The organism is Bradyrhizobium sp. Crot121 (assembly GCF_059512385.1).
In genome coordinates this window covers 212,285-232,691 of record NZ_JCAMOR010000001.1, presented here as the reverse complement: position 1 = coordinate 232,691, position 20,407 = coordinate 212,285, and the positions used below count along the sequence as shown (strand labels likewise).

The following is a 20,407-nucleotide window of genomic DNA, read 5'->3' as shown; positions in this document are numbered from 1 at the left end:
GCACCCCGCGCGCGCATCATCACATCCGCTTCACCAGTGGGCACTGAACCCGGCGTAAGCCGCAGGTCCGGTCGTGCCATAGTTGTACACTTCCTGATAGTGCTCATTGAAAATGTTCTCGCCGCGCAAGTACACCTTCCAGGTCTCATCGATCTTGTATTCGGTGTAGAGGTCGACGCGGACGTAAGGGGCGAGTGGTAGCGTCTCGTTTGAACCGCTGTAGCGCGTGGATACCGCGAGCACGCGTGGCTCGATCAGCCAGCCCTCGATCGGTGTGATCGGGAACGAGAATCTCGCCAGGTTTTCCGGCCGGCGCGCCAGCGTCAGGCCGGTCGAGAGATCCTTAGCCTGCAGATAGGTATAGGCGGCGTTGAATTTCAGGTAGCCCGGCAGGATATCGACGTTGACCCCTAGTTCCAGTCCGTCGGTTTCGGCACGCGAGACGTTGACGTAGTGCCCGAGCGGGTGCGCCGGATCGGTCACAAAGTCGATCAGGTTGCTGAACCTGTTGCCGAAGCCTGTCAGCGAAACCACAACGCGGCCTCCGAACAGGCTTTGGTCGATGCCGGCATCGTAGCCGAAGCTCTCCTCGGGACTGAGCGCGGAATTGCCATAGGTCGGCGCATAGAGCTGATAGAGCGTCGGGGCCTTGGCGCCTGTCCCGGCGCTCGCATGCAGCTTGGTGCCGGTCTCGGCGATCGTGTAAGCCGCGGTGGTTCGCCATGTCTCGAACCGTGCCACATCGACGACGTCGTCAACCCGGCCGCCCATCGTGATGTTGAGCCGCTCGCCGATCGGCAGTTGCCAGAGCGCAAACACTGAATTGGTGTCTTGCGTGCCTGCGAGCTGTGGCGTCGACGCTCCAGGAATCGGCAATAGGTTGGTGGTGGAGGTGCTCGCCGTTTCATGCTGCACACGGGATCCGACGATGAGCGATCCCAGCGGGCCGACCTTCAGGTTGCCCTGATATTCCAGGCCCGTGCTGTCGCCGACGAAATTGGAGAGGATGGATGTCGTGTTCTGCGGCAGCTTGTTGATCTTGTAGGTGACGTCGTCGAACGAGCGGTCGATATGCGTCTCAAATGCGCTCACGCTATGGGTGAGAATGCCGCCGAACGTGTCGAACGACGCACGTCCCCAGACCTGTTCGAGCAGGCGCGTCGCGCTCGACGGCGTGTCCGGGAACGTTCCGGAGGCCTGATCATAGGCGGACCGCGTGAATGAGGCCAGCATGCCCGTCTCCAGGCGTACGCCTTCGCCGGAATCGTAGCCGACGCGTGCCGAACCGCCGACGCGGTCGAAGCCATCGCGCTCGAGCGGGCCATACTTGGCTTCGAGCGCGGGGATGCGATAGCCGTAGCGTGAAAAGCCGTTGCTGTGCTGCCCGCTTCCCGTGAACGCGTAGGACCACGGCCCAGAGGTTCCGGTCAGCGCTGCGCTGGTGCTCGGAGTGCCGTAGCTTCCGCCCTCGGTGCTGACGTCGAGTTGTGCCGGACCGGTGCCCTTCTTGGTGATGATGTTGACGACGCCGCCGATCGCGTCAGATCCGTAGAGCGCGCTCTGCGGTCCTTTCAGCACCTCGATCCGCTGGATCGCGCCCGGGGCGAACATCGCGAAATCGAAGTCGCCGCTGGCGGCGGTCGGATCGTTGACCCTGATGCCATCGATCATGACCAGCGCCTGGCCGGTATTGGCGCCGCGCAAGCGCACATTGGTCGTCGCGCCTGGTCCGCCGCTTTCGGTGATATCGAGTCCCGGCACGGTCCGCAGCGCATCGACGAGCGAGGTCGGATTGCTGGTCGCGAGCATTTCGTGCGTGACCACGCTGACCGAGCTTCCGGTCCGGCTCGCCGGCTCCAGTGTACGGTCGGGAGTCACGACCACTTCGGGAGTCGCGGCCGGCGCCTCGTTACCGGGCGCCGGGCGCGCAGGATGGGTCGTTGAAGACCTTTGCCTATTCCTCGGGGCCGGCTTGGACCGGACCTCCGGATTGATGACAACAGCAGGAAGCTGTTCGGGACCCGATTGGGCCATGGCGCCAGTGTGACCGCACGCAGCAACGGCCGCACACCCGGCAAGAAAACGCCGCAAGTTCATTAATGCCCTTCCGCCGACCCACCGTCGAACGAGTTGATACCCGTCAACGGCCGGTCTCCTGGCTTGCGGTCGTCTCGCGATCCGCCTTCCCAAACCTGCTTGGCAGGCCCAGTGGCATCCGGATCGCAAATAGTCCGCTTACAGTTGCGGGGGCAGCCGCGGCATTGGGGAAGATTCCCGCACCGCGTTCCCGTTTCACCCTACAAAGGGCACCGATGACGCGTGCAAAGAAGCACAAGGCGGAGCAAAACTCAAATCGATAACGATCAGAACCCAACAGCATTTTTGCGGATCGCTGATAGCGGCGACCTGAATGACGAACACAGAAAGTTGCTGACAGGCGAAGGGACGGCAGATGGCAAATCCTACAGCCTTATGCGAGCATCACATGCCACCCACACGCGTCGCTAAACTTGGATGATACCGTTCATGTGAGCATCGACAGATTCAACGGAGGAACAGGAAATGTCGGTCCCATGCAAACTCGAACGCAGCCTCCTCAGTCACGACGAATACGAGACGATCCGCCTCACGCATCATCCCGCCATCTATGACGTCGAGCCGGCTGATCTTGCGGACATGCGATCCCGCTTGCGCAAGATGCGCGACAAGGAGCGAACGCTCGGCCGACAAAAGCGGCGAGAGACGCGCGGGAAAGGCCAGCCTCGCGGCGCGAACTTCCCCGGAACTGCCGATCGTCCATCACAACGCAAGCAGGTCTTTGCCGCGGCACTGAAGCGGGTGAACAGCGAGCTCAGGCGTCTTCACAATTTGGCAGCTCGCACCGCCAATGTCGAAGCGGCTCGAAAGGCTCTCGCGCTGCGTCGGGCCGCGGACTTCATTCCCTATCCCTCCGCCGGATCGACCGCCAACGAAGGCATGGTGCCGCGCTTGAGCACGCGCCGAAAAAAGATCGTCACGGGCGCGCGAATCGGACGGGTGTCGCAGGCGACGAAAGTCGCCCAGGCAATCCGCGATGCACGAGGGGCGTGAATCTGCGCTGATCGAGTTGGTGACAGCTTCGCTGCCATCGAGATCTTTGAAAAGCATGGGACTCCACCCATCCTACGGAAGGTCTGGACCCGTAATGCCTGTTCTCGACACCCGCGTCGTGGCTTCAGAATTCGGTGGCGCGATCGTGATCGGCGCGCTCTAGGGAATCTTGTCAAGCTCGCCCCCGGGGAATCATGTATTTTCAGGCGCGTCCTCCTTCGGCACTATGGAGATATCCTCAATGAGCGAGGTGATCTCATGCGCTACCTGATGGCACTCTTATCTGCGGCCGGCTTGATCTGGATTGCCGAAGCTGGTCCCGCTACGGCACGGGACTATCCCTATTGCCTGCAATCTCGAACCACTGGGATTCCGGGAGATTGCTCCTTCCGCACGCGGGCGGCATGTATGGCCGCGGCGTCGGGGCGAGGGGCCATATGCGCCGTCAATCCGCGCGTGGCATTCGGGCGATATCACCGGCGGGGCCGTGTGAACTCCAGCCAATGATCCAATACTCGCTGCGTAACCCGGCGCGACGACTGCCGCTCGAATTGTCTGCGCCTCAGGGCGCAACCAGCTTCTTGCGAATCGCATAGCGAACCAGCTCGGCTGTGGATGACATGCCAAGCTTGCGCATGGCGGACGCCCGATGGGTTTCGACAGTCTTCACGCTAAGCTTCAAGATGGAACTGATGGCCTTGTTGGTATGCCCCTCTGCAATCAACTGCACGACGTTCTGCTCCCGCGATGTGAGGAGCGCACTGGACTTGTTCTGTTTGTTGAGCTGGTAGTCGGTCAGCAATTTCTCCAACACGACGCTGGTAAAGTAAGGTCGGCCGTCGAGCAGAGCTTCGATTGCTGAAATGAGATGCTTCCTGGCGTCCGATTTGAGCAGGAAGCCACGTACCCCGGTCAGAAGAGCCTCGGTCAAAATCTCCTCACTTTCATGCATGGTGAGGATCAACACTTCCGAACGCAGACGAAGCGTCTTGATGCGGCGGCTGACTTCCAGTCCGTTTACGAGGGGCATGGAATAGTCGGCGATGATGACGTCCGGTCTCGTTTCCAACGCCAATGCGATCGCCTGCTCACCGTCGGGAGCTTCTGCAGTTACAATCCAATTGGAGCGCGTTTCAACGATCGCGCGAAGCCCGGAACGTACGACTTCATGATCATCCGCAATCAGGATGCGTTTCATGGCGTCGTTCCCTTGCGCTGGAACGGTCGATAGCGATAGCCGACAGCGAGGTCAGAATCATACCGATTGGCTTTCCGGCAGTTATCCCGCAAAACCCTCGGATTTCGCGGGAAATATACTGAGGTCAGCTTAGCCTCCCGGGCTCATGGCAGAACAAGCCGGAACATCAAGCGCCGGATCATGCTTTGGCGTGTCATGCTTCCAGCAGGCGGGCGCGAACCGCGTAGCGGACCAGATCCGCCGTCGAGTGGATATCCAGCTTGCGCATCGCGGCCGCCCGGTGCGCTTCGGCGGTTTTGACGCTGAGGTTCAGGATGGCGCCAATGCCTTTGTTGCTGTAGCCCTCCGCAATCAGCTTGACGACCAATCGCTCCCGCGGCGAGAGCCTGTCCCGATCTCCGGTCGAGACCTCGTTCGATTCAGGCGAACAGCTCTCGGTGCAAAATGGTTTATGCGCCAGAAGCGACTCAACCGCCGCCAACAACAGCCTGTTGGCATCCGATTTCAATACGAATGCCCGGGCGCCTGCCTCGAATGCCTCCTGGGCCAGCAGGCTGGAATTGTGGACCGTGAAGATCAATACTTCGGTTGGCAGGCGATACTCCCTGATCCGCCGCGCGACCTCCACTCCCGTCATGCGCGGCATGGAGAAATCGACGATTGCGACATGGGGTTGGTTTGCGATCGCCTCGGCAAGGGCCTTGCTGCCGTCGTTCGCCTCAGCAACGACTTCCCAGTCGGCACGTTGCTCCAGAACCGCGCGTAGTCCCGACCGCACCGCTTCATGATCGTCGGCGATAAGAAAGCGCTTCATGGCGGGTTAGCTCCCACTCGTGTTGCGTCGCAGGCTCGACCGGCACCAGTGACGCGAGTTCGGCTGTACGATCAGTGAACCCGTTTGCGCGGACCATGATGGCGGGGGCGGCCCTTGGCCGGCGGCGATTTTTCGGTCGCCGGACCGCGCGGGAACACCGCGGATAATGTCGTGCCGGGCTGCCCCGGTCCCGGCTCGGAGCGGATTTCGAGGGTACCTCCGATCTGCTGCAGTCTCACCTTCATTGCGGGAATTCCGACGCCGGGCGGCCCTGCCATCGCGCCGCCGAGTGCCTGGTCGAGCGGCATGCCGCGCCCATTATCGCTGACCCTCAGCCGGAAATGGTCATCGGTCGTCTCGATCGCGATCTCGACTTTCGTTGCTCTTGCATGACGAAAGACATTCGTCAGCGCCTCCTGGACCACCCGCAGCAGGGAGCGCTGCGTGTCGTAAGGTACGCGATCGATCTCGGGCGAGATGCTGGCATCGACTCTCAACGATGTGCGCGCCGCGAACCCTTCCGCATATCTCTCGATTGCTGCCTTCAGCCCGGCAACCGTCAGATTTTGCGGGTGCAGCAGGTAGGCAAAGGCCCGAATTTCCTTGATTGCCTGATCGATCGACGCATCGATATCGTCGCAAAGCCGCTCGGCATTGGTCGGCTCACTCAAGCTGTTCCGCATCCGCATGAGCCCGAGGCTTGCGGCGATCAAATGCTGGCAGGTCGAATCGTGGAGGTCGGAGGCAATGCGCTGCTGCATGTCTTCCTGAATGGAAACCAGCGTGGCGCCCATGCTTGCACGACCGTCCGAGATGGCTGCAAGGTCGTGGGAGGACGCTCCGTCCATGATCCGATGGCTACCGATAAAGGTGGCAATGCAGCCGGTCATGGGACCGCAGATTGGGGCAACGATTGTCTCGACAGTTCGTGGGGATCCCCCGAGCGCGAGCCGATGCCGGATCCGAACCTCGGCACCTCCGGCGCGACAAGCATCAAGCGCCTCGTGAACGGACCTGGCATCCTGCTTCCCCATGCAGTCGCAAACGGCCATCCCCCGGATGTCTTCCGACGCGATCCCAACAAGAGATTCGAACGCCGGGTTTATATCTTCATAAACAAAGCGCCCTTCACATGAAGGGCGCACCACAAAGAGAAGGTCGGAGGCTAGTTTCCAGTACAGCCGATCGCTCGCGCTTGCTGCGCCAATGCCTGGCCATCCCTGTGCATTGGTTCGATCCGATCCGCACGTAGGAGCATTATGTTGCTTCACGGTACGCATTCGCCTTCCACGCGGCTCTCGATGCTGAGAGCCGCCCTTGCCTCGACCAATCTCCCTGACCCGATCGGATACCCAGTCCGCACCATACACCGTCAGGTAGCAAAGCGCCATTGACGTGGAGCAATCTTTGGATTGGAACTTGCGAATTCTTGCGCTGCACCAGTCGCGAGTGGGACGGCGGCGAATGAGGCGCTGCCATTCGTGATTGGCACTAACCGCATATCGCCTTCGCGTCTCGTGCATCTTGCGGTTCTGATTGAATCAGAGCCGAAGCTCTGGAGAAACGCTTTAACGCCGAGTGCCCGCAAGGCGCAGCATCATCATGAACAGGTTGATGAAATTGAGGTAGAGCGACAACGCGGCAAGTACCGACTTGCGGCCTGCGGAAGTTTCATCGTCCCCAGAGTCGTACATCGCCTTGATGCGCTGCGTATCATAGGCAGTCAGGCCGGCAAAGATGCCGACGCCCACGATCGAGATCAGCCAGTCAAGTCCGGTCGAGCGCAGGAACAGGTTGACCACGCTTGCGATGATGACGCCAATCAAGCCCATGAACAGGAAGGTGCCCAGTCCGGACAGGTCGCGCCTGGTGGTGTACCCAAGGATGCTGAGCGCTCCGAACGTTGCGGCGGCGATGAAGAACACGCGTGTGATCGAGGAACTTGTGTAGATGTGGAGCAAGGTCGAGAGCGACACGCCGACCAGGGCTGCATAGACAAAGAACAACCAACGTGCCGTTGTCGCCGATAGCGTATGGATGCGTGAACTGATGAAGAACACCAGGGCCAGCGGCGCCAGGATGAAGATCCACATCAGCGGATTCTGCAGTAATGCCGGGCCGGTGAGCTGATAAGTCAGCCAGGCGACAAGAGCAGTGAGGCCGACACCTGCGGCCATGTAGTTGTAGATGCGCAGCATGTAGTTGCGGAGGCCGACATCGACCGCGATGGCATCGCTGCTAATCGCACCGGAGGTGACTGTATCCTGGTCATAGTTTGACATGGCTTGCCTCCTCTCGACCGCGCCCAGCACGGGATAGCCAAGCCTATGGTGATGGCCCGATGCAGGATATCAGATAATCACCCGATATTCGGGGGCGGGAACTACGCTGTTTCGGTGCAGGGCGTTGTCGCTGGAGGAGATGCCTTATTCACTGGGGTCGCCGCTCGTCGCCACTTGTCGAAGCGGATGCGATATTGCTTTCGGGCGGCTCGCCTCCTGATATCGGACGTCGCGCAGCATGGCCGCGATCCGCAGTTTCTGCCGCCCGCTCCTACATAGAATCCCGGATGTGCGCGCGGCAAAGTCGACGATAGGATCGTAGTCATCGGCTGCCGGCATCCCGCATTCCTTGCCGCCCTTAGCGCTTGCACTATCGCCGATGGGAAATATGGAGGCGTGCATGAACATCCGACTCGTGGTCGGCGCTCTGATCGTCGGCGTAGTTGCAGCCATCGCAGCGCCGCCAAGCCTGTCCGTGGCCCAATCGACTGACCAAGGCGCGGCTGCGCAAAAGAGCGCAACACCGAATACAAATATGAACCCACACAAGCATCGCCATTGGCGCCACCGCGGCGGACGGCATCCGCATTTCGGCAGCAGGCGGGTTCGCACCTATGCCCCTGCAGGGCGGTCGTCGGCCAACTGAACCGCTAGCCGGCCGATTGTGTGGCACGACAGGCCCAATCCGTTCACGTAACTTGAGCGATCGATGACTGATCCAAACGCAGTACAGGAACGAATCCGACAGCGGTGGATGTTCGATGAGCGAGACTAACGGGCAGCGGAGCGAGGGCGCGCCTGCCTCGACCGGTTCGGGAAGAGCCGATCTTCTATGGAGGCGGTTACCCTATGTCGTCGCACTCGTGCTCGCCATCGCAGGCGTCGCCTATACCAATATCTCGCATCAGCCGCTTGTAGGTTATTGGGAGTTCCTGGCGCTTGCCGTCGCTGTGGTCTGCGTCGTGACCAAATGGCCCGAGCTCGGCAGCAAGCAGGCTCAGTTTCGGTTGATCTGGACCCAGGCGCTTCATTGGGTGGCCGTCCTGGTGACGATGAACATCATGCTTGTCTCCAGCGTTCAACAGCTGCTCCCCACGCCGGCTACCAGCCTGGTGCTTCTGACCCTATTGGCGCTCGGCACCTTCCTCGCCGGCCTTAGCCTTTTGTCCCCGCAGATCTGCTTCCTCGGCATCGCCATGGGTGCCGCAGTTCTGGCGCTCTCCTGGCTGAAGCAGTCGGTGATCTTCTTCCTGCTTGCGGCCGTATTCCTGATCGGCATCGGCATGACGTTCTGGCTTAGCTATGGCCGCGCGGCCGCACCTCACAACACCGAAGATCAAGTCGAGGCCTGAGATGCAGACGATACGGTTGCTTGGCGCCTTGTGCGTTTTCGCTTCAATTTCCACCCTCGCAACGCCGGCGCAAGGCGAGATATTCAGGGTCGGTCGGCTGTTGTGTTCGAGCAGCCCGCGGATTGGATTCCTTGTGGGATCGACGCAATCACTACGTTGCGTATTCTACCGGCGAGGTTCGTCGCAACGCTACATTTACGCAGGACGGATAAGGCGTGTCGGCCTTGACCTCGGCGTCACCGGAAGTGGCGTTCTATCCTGGGCCGTCTTTGCCAAGAACTCGCGGATTGGTCCCGGCACCATGCGCGGCAGCTATGTGGGAGCCAGCGCCAATGTTGCGCTGGGACCCAGCTTTGGCGCCAACGCGCTGATCGGCGGCTCGCGCCGAAGCGTCGTCCTGCAGCCGCTTTTCGTCGAGCGTGCGATCGGCGTCAATCTCGCGGCGACGGTGACCCATTTGACCCTTGGCGAAAGAGGGCTGCGATAGCGCAGCCGCGAAATCTTCCTATCGAAGCAATTCGGAACATTGCTGAGCTTTGGCTCAGGGTTTTGTCGGATGTCGGTGTTGGCGGATGGGAGCTACGATCAGTCTTGATACGGTTCCCAATGGCGGCCGGGTGAACAACGGCTCGGCGCGCGCGACCTCTTAGCGCGCCGGCAATGGACCATGTGTCCAGATGTAATGGATGAGGTCCGTCGGCAATGAGAAAAGGCCGAAACCGCTGGCTGATCATCCTGCTCGCCGTACTTTTGGCCGCAGGTGGCTACTACGCCTGGCAGAGGCTCGCGAGCGACAATCTCCCGCCGGGAATCGCCAGCGGTAACGGCCGCATCGAAGCGGTCGAAATCGATATTGCCACCAAGACGCCGGGGCGCATCCAGGAGATCCTGGTCAGAGAGGGCGATTTTGTCACAGTCGGACAAGTGCTCGCGCGCATGGACACGACGCAGCTCCACGCCCAGCTCCGTCAAGCCGAAGCGCAATTGCGCCGCGCGATCATCGGTGTCGATACCGCCAAGAGTCTCGTCGCCCAGCGAGAAGCCGAGCGAAAAGCCGCCACCGCAGTGATTGCGCAGCGCAACGCCGAGCTGGATACGGCCGACCGAAGGCTGCGGCGATCCGAGCAATTGATCAGAACCAACGCCGTGCCTCAACAGACGCTCGACGACGATCGTGCGGCCGCCGAGGGGGCGAAGGCTGCGGTGGCCGCGGCCGAGGCTCAGCGTGCGGCGGCGGAGGCCGCCATCAGTTCCACCCAGGCGCAAGTGGTCGACGCCGAAGCATCAATCGACGCGGCAAAGGCGGCCATCGAGAGTATCAAGGCCGACATCAACGACAGCACCTTGATAGCACCGCGCGACGGGCGCGTGCAGTTTCGCGTGGCGCAGCCGGGCGAAGTCCTTGCCGCCGGCGGTCGCGTGCTCAATCTCGTCGATCTCGGCGACGTCTACATGACCTTCTTCCTGCCCACCGCGCAGGCCGGGCGCGTCGCAATTGGTGCAGATGTCCGCATCGTGCTGGATGCCGCGCCCCAACATGTCATTCCCGCCAAGGCGAGCTTCGTCGCCAACGTTGCGCAGTTCACGCCCAAGACGGTGGAAACGGAGGAGGAGCGTCAAAAGCTCATGTTCCGCATCAGGGCGCATATCTCGCCGGACTTGCTGCGCAGAAACATCGAACAGGTCAAGACCGGGCTTCCAGGCAGGGCCTTTGTCCAGCTTGACCCCAAAGCCGAGTGGCCGGCGCGGCTTACTGAGAGACTCGTCCAATGAGCGATCCGTCGACCGCAGGGGAGACCCGCCCGTCGCCAGTGATACGCCTGGATGCGGTCGAACTGTCCTACGGCAAGACGCGCGCACTTGCTGGCATCACGCTCGATATTCCTGCCGCGCGCATGGTTGGCTTGATCGGACCCGATGGCGTGGGCAAGTCCAGCCTGCTGTCTCTTGTCGCCGGGGCTCGCGCGGTGCAGCAAGGGCGTGTAGATGTGCTCGGCGGAGACATGAGCGATGCCGCGCACCGGATGCTGACGTGCCCCCAGATCGCCTACATGCCGCAGGGTCTCGGCAAGAACCTTTATCCGACGCTGTCGGTGTTCGAGAATGTCGACTTCTTCGGCCGCCTGTTCGGCCACGGCAAAAGCGAACGCGAGGAGAGGATCGATCAGCTTCTGAAAGGAACGGGGCTTGCTCCTTTCGCGGATCGGCCAGCAGGCAAGCTGTCGGGCGGCATGAAGCAAAAGCTCGGCCTTTGCTGCGCGCTGATCCATGATCCCGACCTCCTGATCCTGGATGAGCCGACCACCGGCGTCGATCCGCTCTCGCGCCGCCAGTTCTGGGAGCTGATCGATGAGATCCGCAAGAGCCACCCGGGCATGAGCGTCGTTGTCGCGACCGCCTATATGGAGGAGGCGGCGCGTTTTGACTGGCTGGTTGCAATGAACGAAGGCCGCGTGCTCGCTACCGGCGCGCCCGCCGACCTGCTGCGGCAGACCGGTGCTGATAATCTCGATGCCGCCTTCATTGCGCTGCTTCCGGAGGAGCAGCGGCGGGATCACACGGAAGTGGTGATTCCGCCTCGATCAAGCGAACACGCGGACGACATCGCGATCGAGGCCGAGCAGCTTACCGTGAAGTTCGGCGATTTCACCGCCGTCGACAATGTGAGCTTCCGCATTCCCCGCGGCGAAATCTTCGGCTTTCTCGGCTCAAACGGTTGCGGCAAGACCACGACCATGAAGGTGTTGACCGGACTGTTGCCCGCCAGCGAAGGCACCGCAAAATTATTCCGCCATGAGGTCGACACCAACGACATGGATGTCCGGCGCCGCGTCGGCTACATGTCGCAGGCCTTCTCGCTCTATTCCGAACTGACGATCCGGCAGAACCTTGAGCTACATGCGCGACTGTTCCGGCTTGCCCCTGACACGATCGAGGGACGTGTCCAGGAGATGACGCGGCGGTTCGACCTCGTCGACGTCATCGACGCATTGCCCGATGCGTTGCCCCTTGGTGTCCGCCAGCGCCTCTCACTTGCAGTGGCGATGATCCATGCACCCGACATCCTGATTCTAGACGAGCCGACATCCGGCGTCGATCCGGTGGCGCGCGACGGCTTTTGGCAAATCCTGTCGGATCTATCCCGCAAGGACGACGTCACGATCTTCGTCTCGACCCATTTCATGAACGAGGCCGAGCGCTGTGACCGCATCTCTCTGATGCACGCGGGCAGGGTGCTGGTCAGCGACACGCCGGCCAGGCTTGCCGAGCAGCGCGGCGGCGGCAGTCTCGAAGAGGCTTTCGTCGCCTATCTGCAGGACGCGATCGGCAGGACGGATGCCAGGCTGCAGGTCGCCGCACCGGCCGCGGCTTTGCCGGGCGACCAAACCGGTGCGGCACACCACCGGCTTATGCGCTTCTTCGACCTGCGGCGCGTGTTCGCCTACACCCATCGGGAGGCGCTCGAACTGCGGCGCGACCCGATCCGCGCCACGCTGGCCATTCTCGGCAGCCTCATTCTGATGTTCGTGATGGGCTACGGCATCAACATGGATGTCGAGAACCTGTCCTTCGCCGTCATGGACCGCGACGAAAGCGGGATCAGCCGTGATTATGTCCTGCAGATTTCCGGATCGCGCTTTTTCACCGAATTGCCAGCGATCACCGACTACGACGATCTCGACCGCCGCATGCGCAGCGGTGAGCTGAGCCTGGCGCTCGAGATCCCGCCGGGGTTCGGGCGCGACGTGGCGCGCGGCAGCAACGTTCAGATCGGCGCGTGGATTGACGGCGCCATGCCTTCGCGGGCGGAGACGGTGAGGGGCTATGTGCAGGCGATGCATGCCCAATGGCTGACGGAACGGGCCCGGCTGCTATACGGCAACGCCGCGGCGTCCGGCAATTTCCAGATCGAGACACGTTTTCGGTACAACCCCGACCTCAAGAGCATTGTGGCGATGGCTCCCGCCGTGATCCCGATCCTCCTGCTGATCATACCTGCGATATTGGCGACGCTAAGCGTCGTGCGCGAGAAGGAGCTTGGATCGATCATCAATTTCTATGTGACGCCAGTGACACGGCTGGAGTTTCTCGTCGGCAAGCAGCTTCCCTATGTGGCGCTCGCCATGCTGAATTTCTTCCTGTTGACCGCCTTTGCCGTGTTCGTCTTTCGCGTTCCATTCACGGGCAGTTTCCCGGCGTTCACCGTCGCGGCGCTTCTCTACGTGACTATTACGACGGCGATGGGGCTTGTGATATCGGCGTTCATGACCAGCCAGATCGCCGCGATCTTCGCGACTGCGCTGCTCACCATGATTCCTGCCACCCAGTATTCGGGCCTGGTCGATCCGGTGTCGTCCCTCCAGGGCGCTGGCGCCGTCATCGGGCGGATCTACCCGACCGCGCACTTCGTCACCATCACGCGCGGCACTTTCTCGAAAGGGCTCGATTTCGGCGACCTGTCGGCCGAGTTCATTGCGTTGCTCATAACCATCCCGGTGCTGCTTGGTGTCGGCGTGGTGCTCTTGAAGAAGCAGGCGAGCTAGACATGGATATCGCCAACGTCGTCCAGCTCGGCATCAAGGAATTGCGGGGTCTTCTGCGCGACCCGATGCTGATGATCCTGATCGTCTATGCCTTCACGATCTCCATCTATACCGCTTCCAGGTCGCAGCCTGAGACCTTGAACCAGGCTGCGCTCGCCATCGTCGACGAGGACAACTCGCCGGCATCGACGCGCATCATCACGGCGTTCAATCCACCCTATTTCACGATACCGCGCCTGATTCCGCAGTCGGACGTGAACATCCGCATGGATGCGGGTCTCGACACTTTCGCGCTCAACATTCCGCCGAACTTCCAGCGCGATCTACTGGCCCAGCGATCGCCGGCCATCCAGCTCAACGTGGATGCGACCCGCATGTCGCAGGCCTTTACCGGGAGCGGCTACATCCAGACCATCGTGAACGAGGAGGTCAGCGAGTTTCTGGCCCGCTATCGCTCGGCCGCGCCTCTGCCAATCGAGCTCGCCCTGCGCGCGCGTTTCAACCCGGAGCTCAACAAAGGCTGGTTCGGCGCCATCAACAACGTCATCTCCTCCATCACCATGCTGTCGATCATTCTGACCGGAGCCGCGCTGATCCGCGAGCGCGAGCACGGGACCATCGAGCACCTGCTCGTCATGCCGGTGACGCCATTCGAGATCATGGCGAGCAAGATCTGGTCGATGGGACTCGTCGTGCTTCTGGCCTCCAGCGTTGCGCTCGTGTTGGTGGTGCAGGGATTGCTGTCGGTCCGGATCGGAGGCTCGATTCCGCTTTTCCTGTTCGGCACCGCGCTCTACATCTTCGCCATGACCAGCCTGGGCATCTTTCTGGCGACGGTCGGCGGAACCATGCCGCAGTTCGGCCTGCTGATGATGCTGGTGCTGATGCCGCTGCAGATGTTGTCAGGCGCAACGACGCCGCGCGAGAGCATGCCCGAGATCATCCAGAACATCATGCTCGCCGCGCCCAACACTCACTTCGTCATTCTCGCCCAGGCCGTGCTGTTCCGCGGCGCCGGATTCGACGTCGTCTGGCCGCAGATCGCCGCGCTGCTGGCCATCGGAGCGATTTTGTTCGGGTTCTCCCTCTGGCGATTCAGACAGTTCTTGCGATAGCGAAGCAGCTTCGTTGCCACGCGGTGGCTGGAATAGGCCGGGCTGAGGCCTGCCAAGCAGGGCGGATCGTAATTTGTTCTGAGTGGCGCGCCAAATTGCCATCATTCTAGTAAGAATTGCAGAGCCGGACTCGCGTGGATCTTCTTGGGTTCCGAGATTCGGGGGAGAAGCCGAGGCGTACGGTGAATCCGCTGGAGTTCGAAAATGAATGCGCGCTACTCCACCCGATCATGTCGTCGGCTTGGGCAGGAAGCGTCGCTGCCGTGGTGAACGTGAAGAGCGGCGACATCGGCACCCTCAAGGCGAACCAGTGATTTTGTCGCTTCGATCGGTTCTGACATGTCTCTTACCGCTGGCGATCCTTGCGCTCGTCTGCAGCGCGGTCCGCGCGCAGGGCATAGCCCCTGACAAAGAATTGGTGGTGGCGACCAAGGAAGCCCCGCCTTTCGCGATGAAGCAGCCGGACGGGACTTGGGGCGGTATCAGCATTGAGCTCTGGAGACGAATCGCTGATCGGGCGCATCTTAAGTTTCGCCTGGTTGAGACGCAGAGTGTGCAGGATCTGTTGGATGGCGTCGCGAAAGGCACCTTCGACGCCGGCGTCGCGGCCGTAACCGTGACCGCTGCACGTGCACGCGATGTCGATTTCACCCAACCTTTCTACAACACCGGACTCGGGATTGCGGTGGCTCTCAACGAGAGCCCCTGGGTCTCGATCGGACGGGCGCTTCTCTCTTTCGGCTTCTTCCAGGCTGTCGGTCTGCTGCTTTGTTTTGCGATGGCGGTGGGCTTCATCATTTGGCTGCTGGAGCGGCGGAAGACGGAACATTTCGGCGGGGGCGCCAAGGGGCTCGGCTCCAGCTTCTGGTGGTCGACCATTGCCATGACGCAGGCCGGAGCCGCAGCGAATGCACCGGCAACGCTTCCCGGGCGGATCGTCGCGACCGGGTGGATGATCGCTTCCGTGATCGCGATAGCCGTGTTCACCGCCGGCATCACCTCCACCCTCACGCGCAGGGAACTGCAAGGCGCAGTCCACAGCTTCAACGACCTGCGATCCGTGCGCGTCGGCGCCGTCGCGAACTCTCCGACAAGCGACTACCTCACGCGCCAGCAGCTTTCGTTCCGAGCATTTCCCGACGCTCAAAGCGGCCTGTCCGCACTGAGCCGCGGTCAGATCGATGCCTTCGTGCATGACAAGCCGCTGCTGGCCTGGATCGTTCGTAACGACTTCTCAGGCTCGATCCGAGTCGTCGATACCAGCTTCAGCAGCGAGCGATATGCGATCGTGCTGCCGAAAGGCAGTGCCTTGCGGCCGATGCTCGATCTTGCCGTGCTCGATCAAATCGAAAGCGATCGGTGGCAACAGACGCTGTTCCTGGCTCTTGGAAACGCGCGATCGCCCTGACTCTCGCGTCGGCTCAGCCGGCGCTCGTCAGCGCTTGGCGCGATGAATGCTGCGCCGCTTTGAGGAAGATCAAGAAGCGATCCAGATGACGTCCGCTATGCGCAGGGGCGGTCGGCTTGGCGTGCAGAGGGTGACGTGCTCCCAATTGCGCTCGTCGGAAGTCGCCAGAGCATGATCCGGAAAAGTGGGCAGCGTGAGACGATTCGAAGAAACGTCATCACGCTCTAAGTAGGTCGCGGTTTCCGCTCAGACGGCAGTCCCTGTTCGATGCTTTGAAACCGCAGCGGTGCGAGGGCGACGGCGCGTTGCCACCAGTCCGTCACGCGTTCGTCGAGCGCGGTTCCGCCTCGGCCTTTGCCCGGGATGATCCTGATGCCCCTGACGACTTCGGCCTGATAGCAGCGGGCGAGGCGGGTGATCTTGATGACGATGCCGGCCCGGCCCCGCTTGGTCAGCGGGACCAGCAGGCGGCCGTTGCGGCGGAGCGATTCGATCCACAGCGGATGCGGATGATTGAAGCCGGCATGGACGACGATCACATCGGCCGGGCCGCCGACGTCGTTGCAGCCGTCGCCGTGGATCACCTCGACATTGCTGTATCGCCTCAGATTGGCGGCGGCACGGCTGGCCAATGTCTTGTTACAGTCGATGGCAAGGACCATGCCTTGCGCGCCGACGATCCTGGACAGGATCGCCGAATAATAGCCGAGCCCGCAGCCGATCTGCACCACGCGCTCGTTCGCCTTGATGTCGAGAACATCGAAGAAATGCGCCCACAAGCTCGGCAGTCCGGTGTCGAGCTTGCGCCGTTCATCGATCGCCACCAGCGCGTCGTCGTAGAGATGAACGGGATCGGCGTCGGCGGTGGAGCTGTAGCCGCGTCCGACCTCGCGCCGGATGCGCCAAGGGCCATCGCCCGCAAAGTGCTCGCGCGGCACCGTGGCGAAAGCCCGCAGCAGGCGCGCCGACGAAATCTGCTCGCGTTGCCGGATCGCTTGCGCGTAGCGTCGTCTTGCCGCCGCCAGATCGCTCATCCGGCCTGGTGTAGCCCTGTCTGGTTGGCCCATGGATGCTGCCTTGACGGATTCGCGCCGAGTTCCTCCATCAGATTCCACGCGTCCTTCAGGTCCGGCGTAAGGAAGCCTTCCGCGAACTGCGCTGTAACAGGCACGAGCAGTTCAACGGCCTGCTCGCGCCTGCCGGCATCGCGCCAAAGGCGTGCCAGGCTGACGACCGATCGCAATTCCCATGCAAGCGCGCTCTGCTCGCGGGCCAGCTCGATCGAACGGCGGAACAGCTCCTCGACGTCGTCGGCCACAGCGAGCCCGCCTTGAGCAAAGGTCGTTTCACCCTGCAGGCGATAGACCTCGGCGAGGAAGAAATGGTCACCGGTGCGCCTCGCAACCGCGAGTGCGCCGTCCAGCGTCCGCAGTGCCGCTTCCAGGCGGCCGACTTTCGCATAGGCAGTCGCGAGCAGGCTCCTGAACCAGCAGGTCGCCAGCCAGGCCTCCATGGCTTCATAGCCCTCCAGTCCCACCCGCATCTGCTTCAGCCCTTCGTCGATATCGCCGAGTTCGACCATCGCCCATGCGCGCAGAATGCCTGCCTGCTGCTTCCAATGCTGGAAGCCATGATCCGACGAGACCACCATGGCGCGGTCGGAATAGTTCATGGTGCCCTCGACATCGCGCAGGTGCTGGCAAAGATAGGCGCCGAACTCGAGGGCAAAGGCGAGCGTGAACGGATGACGCAGCTGTTCGGCGTTGACGATCGCATCCTCGGTGTGCTGGCGCGCCGCATCGGGACGGCCGAGAAACCACTGGAGATATCCGAGATAGGACAGCGACACGACGCCAGGATCGATACCGTGCCGCTCGGTCAGTTCGCCGTGCCATTCGGGCGTGTAGAGCCCGATGCAGCGCTGCAGATGATAGTGCGAAGCCGCAAATCGCCCGCGATAGAGCATGGTCATGGCGATCGACCTGTGGGCCTCGATCAGATATCCGGCATGCTGCTGCATCGATTGCGCGGTTGCGTTCGGGCGTACGCGCTTCGCGAATTGCAGGAGTTCGACGCTGAGATCATGGGCGCGCTTCAGATCGGCGCGGATGAAATGGTACACCCAAAGCCCGCGGGTCGCCGCGAACACATTTGCCTCATCGTCAAGCTGACGGCCGAGCTCGAGCGCCTGGGCGTAGTTTTCCTCGACCTCCTGCGCGGCGTAGCCCTTGGCGGCGATCAAGGCGTTGCCCAGCGCGGTGCGAAGCTCCAGCTCCATTTCGTCGCGTCGCATCATCTTGGGATGGCTTTGGGTGACGCCGAGGCCGCGCCGGAGATGGCTGATCGCTTCCAGATTGGCGCCCGCCTTTGCGGACTGCCTGCCCGCCTTCAGCCAGAAACCAACGGCAGGTTCGGCCTGGCCGGATTCGGTCAGGTGATAGGCGAAAAGCTCGGGCTCGCGCTCGGTACGTTCGGGATAGAGATCCGCAATCACCTCAGCGATCCGCGAATGCAGCCTTCGTCTTTCGCTGTGCAGGAGGCTCGAATGCGCCGCGTCCTGGATCATCACATGCTTGAAGGCATAGATCGCATCCGGCGGATGACCGCGGCAAACGATCAGTCCCGCTTGCTCGAGATGATCAAGCGCTGCCTCGATCTGCTCCGCCGGAGCTTCGGCGACCGCGCGAAGGATCTCGTAGGAGAACTCGCGGCCGATCGTGGCTCCGATCTGGGCGATCTTCTTGAACGGCCCCATGCGATCGAGGCGCGCCATCAGCGAGTCGGTCAGGGTGGCCGGGATCGAGAGCTGGCGCCATGGTCCGGTGAAGACGTAGCGCCCATGCCGCTCGGTGAGCAGGTTGGATTCGATGACGGCCTTGGTCAGCTCTTCCAGGAATAGCGGCACGCCATCGGTCCTGACGATGATCTCCTCGACCACTTCCCTCGGCAGTTCCCGCCGGCCTGCGACCCGCTCGACCAACGTCGTCCGCAGTTGCCGGCTGAGCCGGTTGAGCGTCAATGCCGTGATGTGGCGATGCGCATTCCAGCTCGGCTTGAATTCCGGGCGGCAGGTGACGATCACGAGGATGGCTGCGTTCTGAGCCCGCTCCACCAAGAGATCAAGCACTTCCCGCGAGGTCGGATCGATCCAGTGGGCATCCTCCAAGGCGATCATCAATGGCTGGTCGCGCGCGAGCCCGACCAGATGGTTCACCAGCGCGGCGACCGTCACATCCTTGTGCTGCTGCGGCGAAAGCTCCGGCAGCGCATGCCGATCGCCGGTCGAGATCGACAATAGCGCAGCAAAGATCGGCACCACCTGCTGCACATTGCCCTTTGCGGCGATCACGGCCGCTTCGAGGCTTGAAAGCGCCAGCACCGAAGAGCCTTCGCGATCGAGTCCGATCGCGAATTTGAACTGCTCGATAAACGGATAGAACGCGGTGCCGGTGTAATAAGGAGAACACTGGAACGACAATTGCCCGTGATGCTCGCCCGCGATCCGCTCGTGAATCTCCTGGAAAACGCGCGACTTGCCGATTCCGGGCTCGCCCGACAGCAGCACGACCTGGCCATGACCCCGCTTGGCCTGTTGCCAGCGTCGCATCAGCAGGGCGATTTCTTCCTCCCGGTTGACCAGCGGCGTCAATCTAGGACCCATTGCCGCGGCGAAGCGTGTTTCCGTGCGCGCGCGGCGGACCACGCGCCAGGCCTGGACTTTTTCGGATATCCCCTTGAGCGCGTGAATGCCGAGGTTCTGGTAGTCGAACTTTCCCCTCAACAGCGATTGCGTCGAGGACGCGATGACCACCCCATTGACGGGGGCAAGCGGCTGCAGCCGGGCGGCAAGGTTCAGCGTTTCGCCGACGGCGGAATCGCGCTCCTCGGTGCTCTGCCCGATCAGGTCTCCGACGACGGCAAGGCCGGTCGCAATTCCGATCCGAACCGCAGGCGTATAGCTGGACGCCGCTCGCTGCTCGCCGCCCTGCGCCGATGACAGCGCCTCGACGATCTCAAGCCCGGCGCGCACCGCACGCTCGGCGTCGTCTTCATGCGCGTGCGGGTAGCCAAAATAGATCAGGATGGCGTCGCCGATATAGCGTGCGGCGAAGCCGTCATAGTGCTTCACGATCCGGACGCAGGTCTCCCTGAAACGGCCGATGATGTCGCGCACATCCTCGGGATCGAACTGCTCGGAGAGCGAGGTGGAGCCGACCATGTCGCAGAACATGGCGGTGAGCTGGCGCCGCTCGGCGGCGTTGCCCGTTCTCGGCGGGACGCTGCGATCCGCTACCGGATTGCTCGGTGCGATCGGGACGAGCGAGCCTATCGCGCGCTGCAGGCGCCTGCGATCGCCCATCGGCAGACCAAGCTTCGCCAGATCTTCTTCGGTCAGATCGGGGATGACATCGAGGCCGATGCGGTGCTGGATGAAAAGATCGGCGTATTGGCCGAGGCCGGCCTCCTCGAGCCAGTGCTTCAAGCCATCTGTCGTTTCAGAACCCGGCTTATTCTCCGGCATGATTATCCGTCGAGCTGCATCTCAGGAGAAAGGACGTGTCTCCGTTCGGTTGCGCACATTTTGGGGACTTTTGCCCGACCTC

17 protein-coding genes and 1 riboswitch are annotated in these 20,407 nt (G+C 61.9%); of the genes, 9 read left to right on the top strand and 8 right to left on the bottom strand.

The annotated features are described in order from the left end of the window. Positions 1-30 precede the first annotated feature (30 nt). Entirely contained in the window at positions 31-1,878 is a 1,848-nt protein-coding gene (locus AC5ZGW_RS00980; RefSeq protein WP_165435032.1) for a TonB-dependent receptor plug domain-containing protein, read from the bottom strand. 250 nt (positions 1,879-2,128) lie between these two features. Beyond that, positions 2,129-2,329, bottom strand: a riboswitch (cobalamin riboswitch). A 233-nt stretch (positions 2,330-2,562) separates the two neighbouring features. Between AC5ZGW_RS00980 and AC5ZGW_RS00975 the strand changes: the two genes are divergently transcribed. Together AC5ZGW_RS00975 and AC5ZGW_RS00970 are read left to right on the top strand one after the other, a co-directional pair. After that, positions 2,563-3,090, top strand: coding sequence for a hypothetical protein (locus AC5ZGW_RS00975; protein ID WP_130222904.1), 528 nt, complete (start codon positions 2,563-2,565; stop codon positions 3,088-3,090). Between the two features lie 258 nt (positions 3,091-3,348). Continuing rightward, positions 3,349-3,597, top strand: a complete 249-nt coding sequence (locus AC5ZGW_RS00970; protein ID WP_130222902.1) for a DUF3551 domain-containing protein — start codon at positions 3,349-3,351, stop codon at positions 3,595-3,597. A 55-nt stretch (positions 3,598-3,652) separates the two neighbouring features. Here the strand turns inward: AC5ZGW_RS00970 and AC5ZGW_RS00965 are convergent, their stop codons facing one another. The 5 genes from AC5ZGW_RS00965 to AC5ZGW_RS00945 form a co-directional block, all read right to left on the bottom strand. Then, positions 3,653-4,288, bottom strand: a complete 636-nt coding sequence (locus tag AC5ZGW_RS00965) for a response regulator transcription factor (RefSeq protein WP_130222900.1) — start codon at positions 4,286-4,288, stop codon at positions 3,653-3,655. A gap of 193 nt (positions 4,289-4,481) precedes the next feature. Then, positions 4,482-5,102 carry a response regulator gene (locus AC5ZGW_RS00960; protein ID WP_130222898.1) on the bottom strand — a complete coding sequence of 207 codons (621 nt, stop codon included), beginning with the start codon at positions 5,100-5,102 and terminating at the stop codon, positions 4,482-4,484. A 71-nt stretch (positions 5,103-5,173) separates the two neighbouring features. Beyond that, entirely contained in the window at positions 5,174-6,382 is a 1,209-nt protein-coding gene (locus AC5ZGW_RS00955) for a sensor histidine kinase (RefSeq protein ID WP_130222896.1), read from the bottom strand. 288 nt (positions 6,383-6,670) lie between these two features. Then, positions 6,671-7,384 (bottom strand): Bax inhibitor-1/YccA family protein, encoded by a 714-nt coding sequence (locus tag AC5ZGW_RS00950; RefSeq protein WP_130222894.1) that lies wholly within the window; start codon positions 7,382-7,384, stop codon positions 6,671-6,673. 144 nt (positions 7,385-7,528) lie between these two features. Beyond that, positions 7,529-7,837 (bottom strand): hypothetical protein, encoded by a 309-nt coding sequence (locus AC5ZGW_RS00945; protein ID WP_165435031.1) that lies wholly within the window; start codon positions 7,835-7,837, stop codon positions 7,529-7,531. Between the two features lie 308 nt (positions 7,838-8,145). On the opposite strand from AC5ZGW_RS00945, the gene AC5ZGW_RS00940 reads away from it, so the two are divergent. The 7 genes from AC5ZGW_RS00940 (at position 8,146) to AC5ZGW_RS00910 (ending at position 15,803) form a co-directional block, all read left to right on the top strand. Continuing rightward, entirely contained in the window at positions 8,146-8,736 is a 591-nt protein-coding gene (locus tag AC5ZGW_RS00940; protein WP_130222888.1) for a hypothetical protein, read from the top strand. Further along, on the top strand, positions 8,687-9,223 hold the full coding sequence (locus AC5ZGW_RS00935) for a DUF992 domain-containing protein (RefSeq protein WP_349645044.1): 537 nt from the start codon (positions 8,687-8,689) through the stop codon (positions 9,221-9,223). The genes AC5ZGW_RS00940 and AC5ZGW_RS00935 overlap by 50 nt, the downstream gene beginning before the upstream one ends. Before the next feature lie 215 nt (positions 9,224-9,438). After that, a complete protein-coding gene (locus AC5ZGW_RS00930; RefSeq protein ID WP_130222884.1) occupies positions 9,439-10,509 on the top strand; it encodes an HlyD family secretion protein in 1,071 nt (356 codons plus the stop codon). After that, entirely contained in the window at positions 10,506-13,280 is a 2,775-nt protein-coding gene (rbbA, locus tag AC5ZGW_RS00925) for a ribosome-associated ATPase/putative transporter RbbA (protein WP_130222882.1), read from the top strand. The genes AC5ZGW_RS00930 and rbbA overlap by 4 nt, the downstream gene beginning before the upstream one ends. Positions 13,281-13,282: 2 nt before the next feature. Then, positions 13,283-14,395, top strand: a complete 1,113-nt coding sequence (locus AC5ZGW_RS00920; RefSeq protein WP_130222880.1) for an ABC transporter permease — start codon at positions 13,283-13,285, stop codon at positions 14,393-14,395. A 182-nt stretch (positions 14,396-14,577) separates the two neighbouring features. Further along, entirely contained in the window at positions 14,578-14,709 is a 132-nt protein-coding gene (locus AC5ZGW_RS00915) for a hypothetical protein (protein WP_283813229.1), read from the top strand. Continuing rightward, positions 14,706-15,803: a transporter substrate-binding domain-containing protein gene (locus AC5ZGW_RS00910; RefSeq protein WP_245474498.1), complete on the top strand. Its 1,098-nt coding sequence runs from the start codon at positions 14,706-14,708 to the stop codon at positions 15,801-15,803. The genes AC5ZGW_RS00915 and AC5ZGW_RS00910 overlap by 4 nt, the downstream gene beginning before the upstream one ends. A gap of 224 nt (positions 15,804-16,027) precedes the next feature. On the opposite strand, the gene AC5ZGW_RS00905 is transcribed toward AC5ZGW_RS00910, so the two are convergent. Both AC5ZGW_RS00905 and AC5ZGW_RS00900 read right to left on the bottom strand, forming a co-directional pair. Then, on the bottom strand, positions 16,028-16,837 hold the full coding sequence (locus tag AC5ZGW_RS00905; RefSeq protein WP_130222876.1) for a protein-L-isoaspartate O-methyltransferase family protein: 810 nt from the start codon (positions 16,835-16,837) through the stop codon (positions 16,028-16,030). Further along, a complete protein-coding gene (locus AC5ZGW_RS00900) occupies positions 16,834-20,325 on the bottom strand; it encodes an AAA family ATPase (RefSeq protein WP_130222874.1) in 3,492 nt (1,163 codons plus the stop codon). The genes AC5ZGW_RS00905 and AC5ZGW_RS00900 overlap by 4 nt, the downstream gene beginning before the upstream one ends. Positions 20,326-20,407 lie beyond the last annotated feature (82 nt).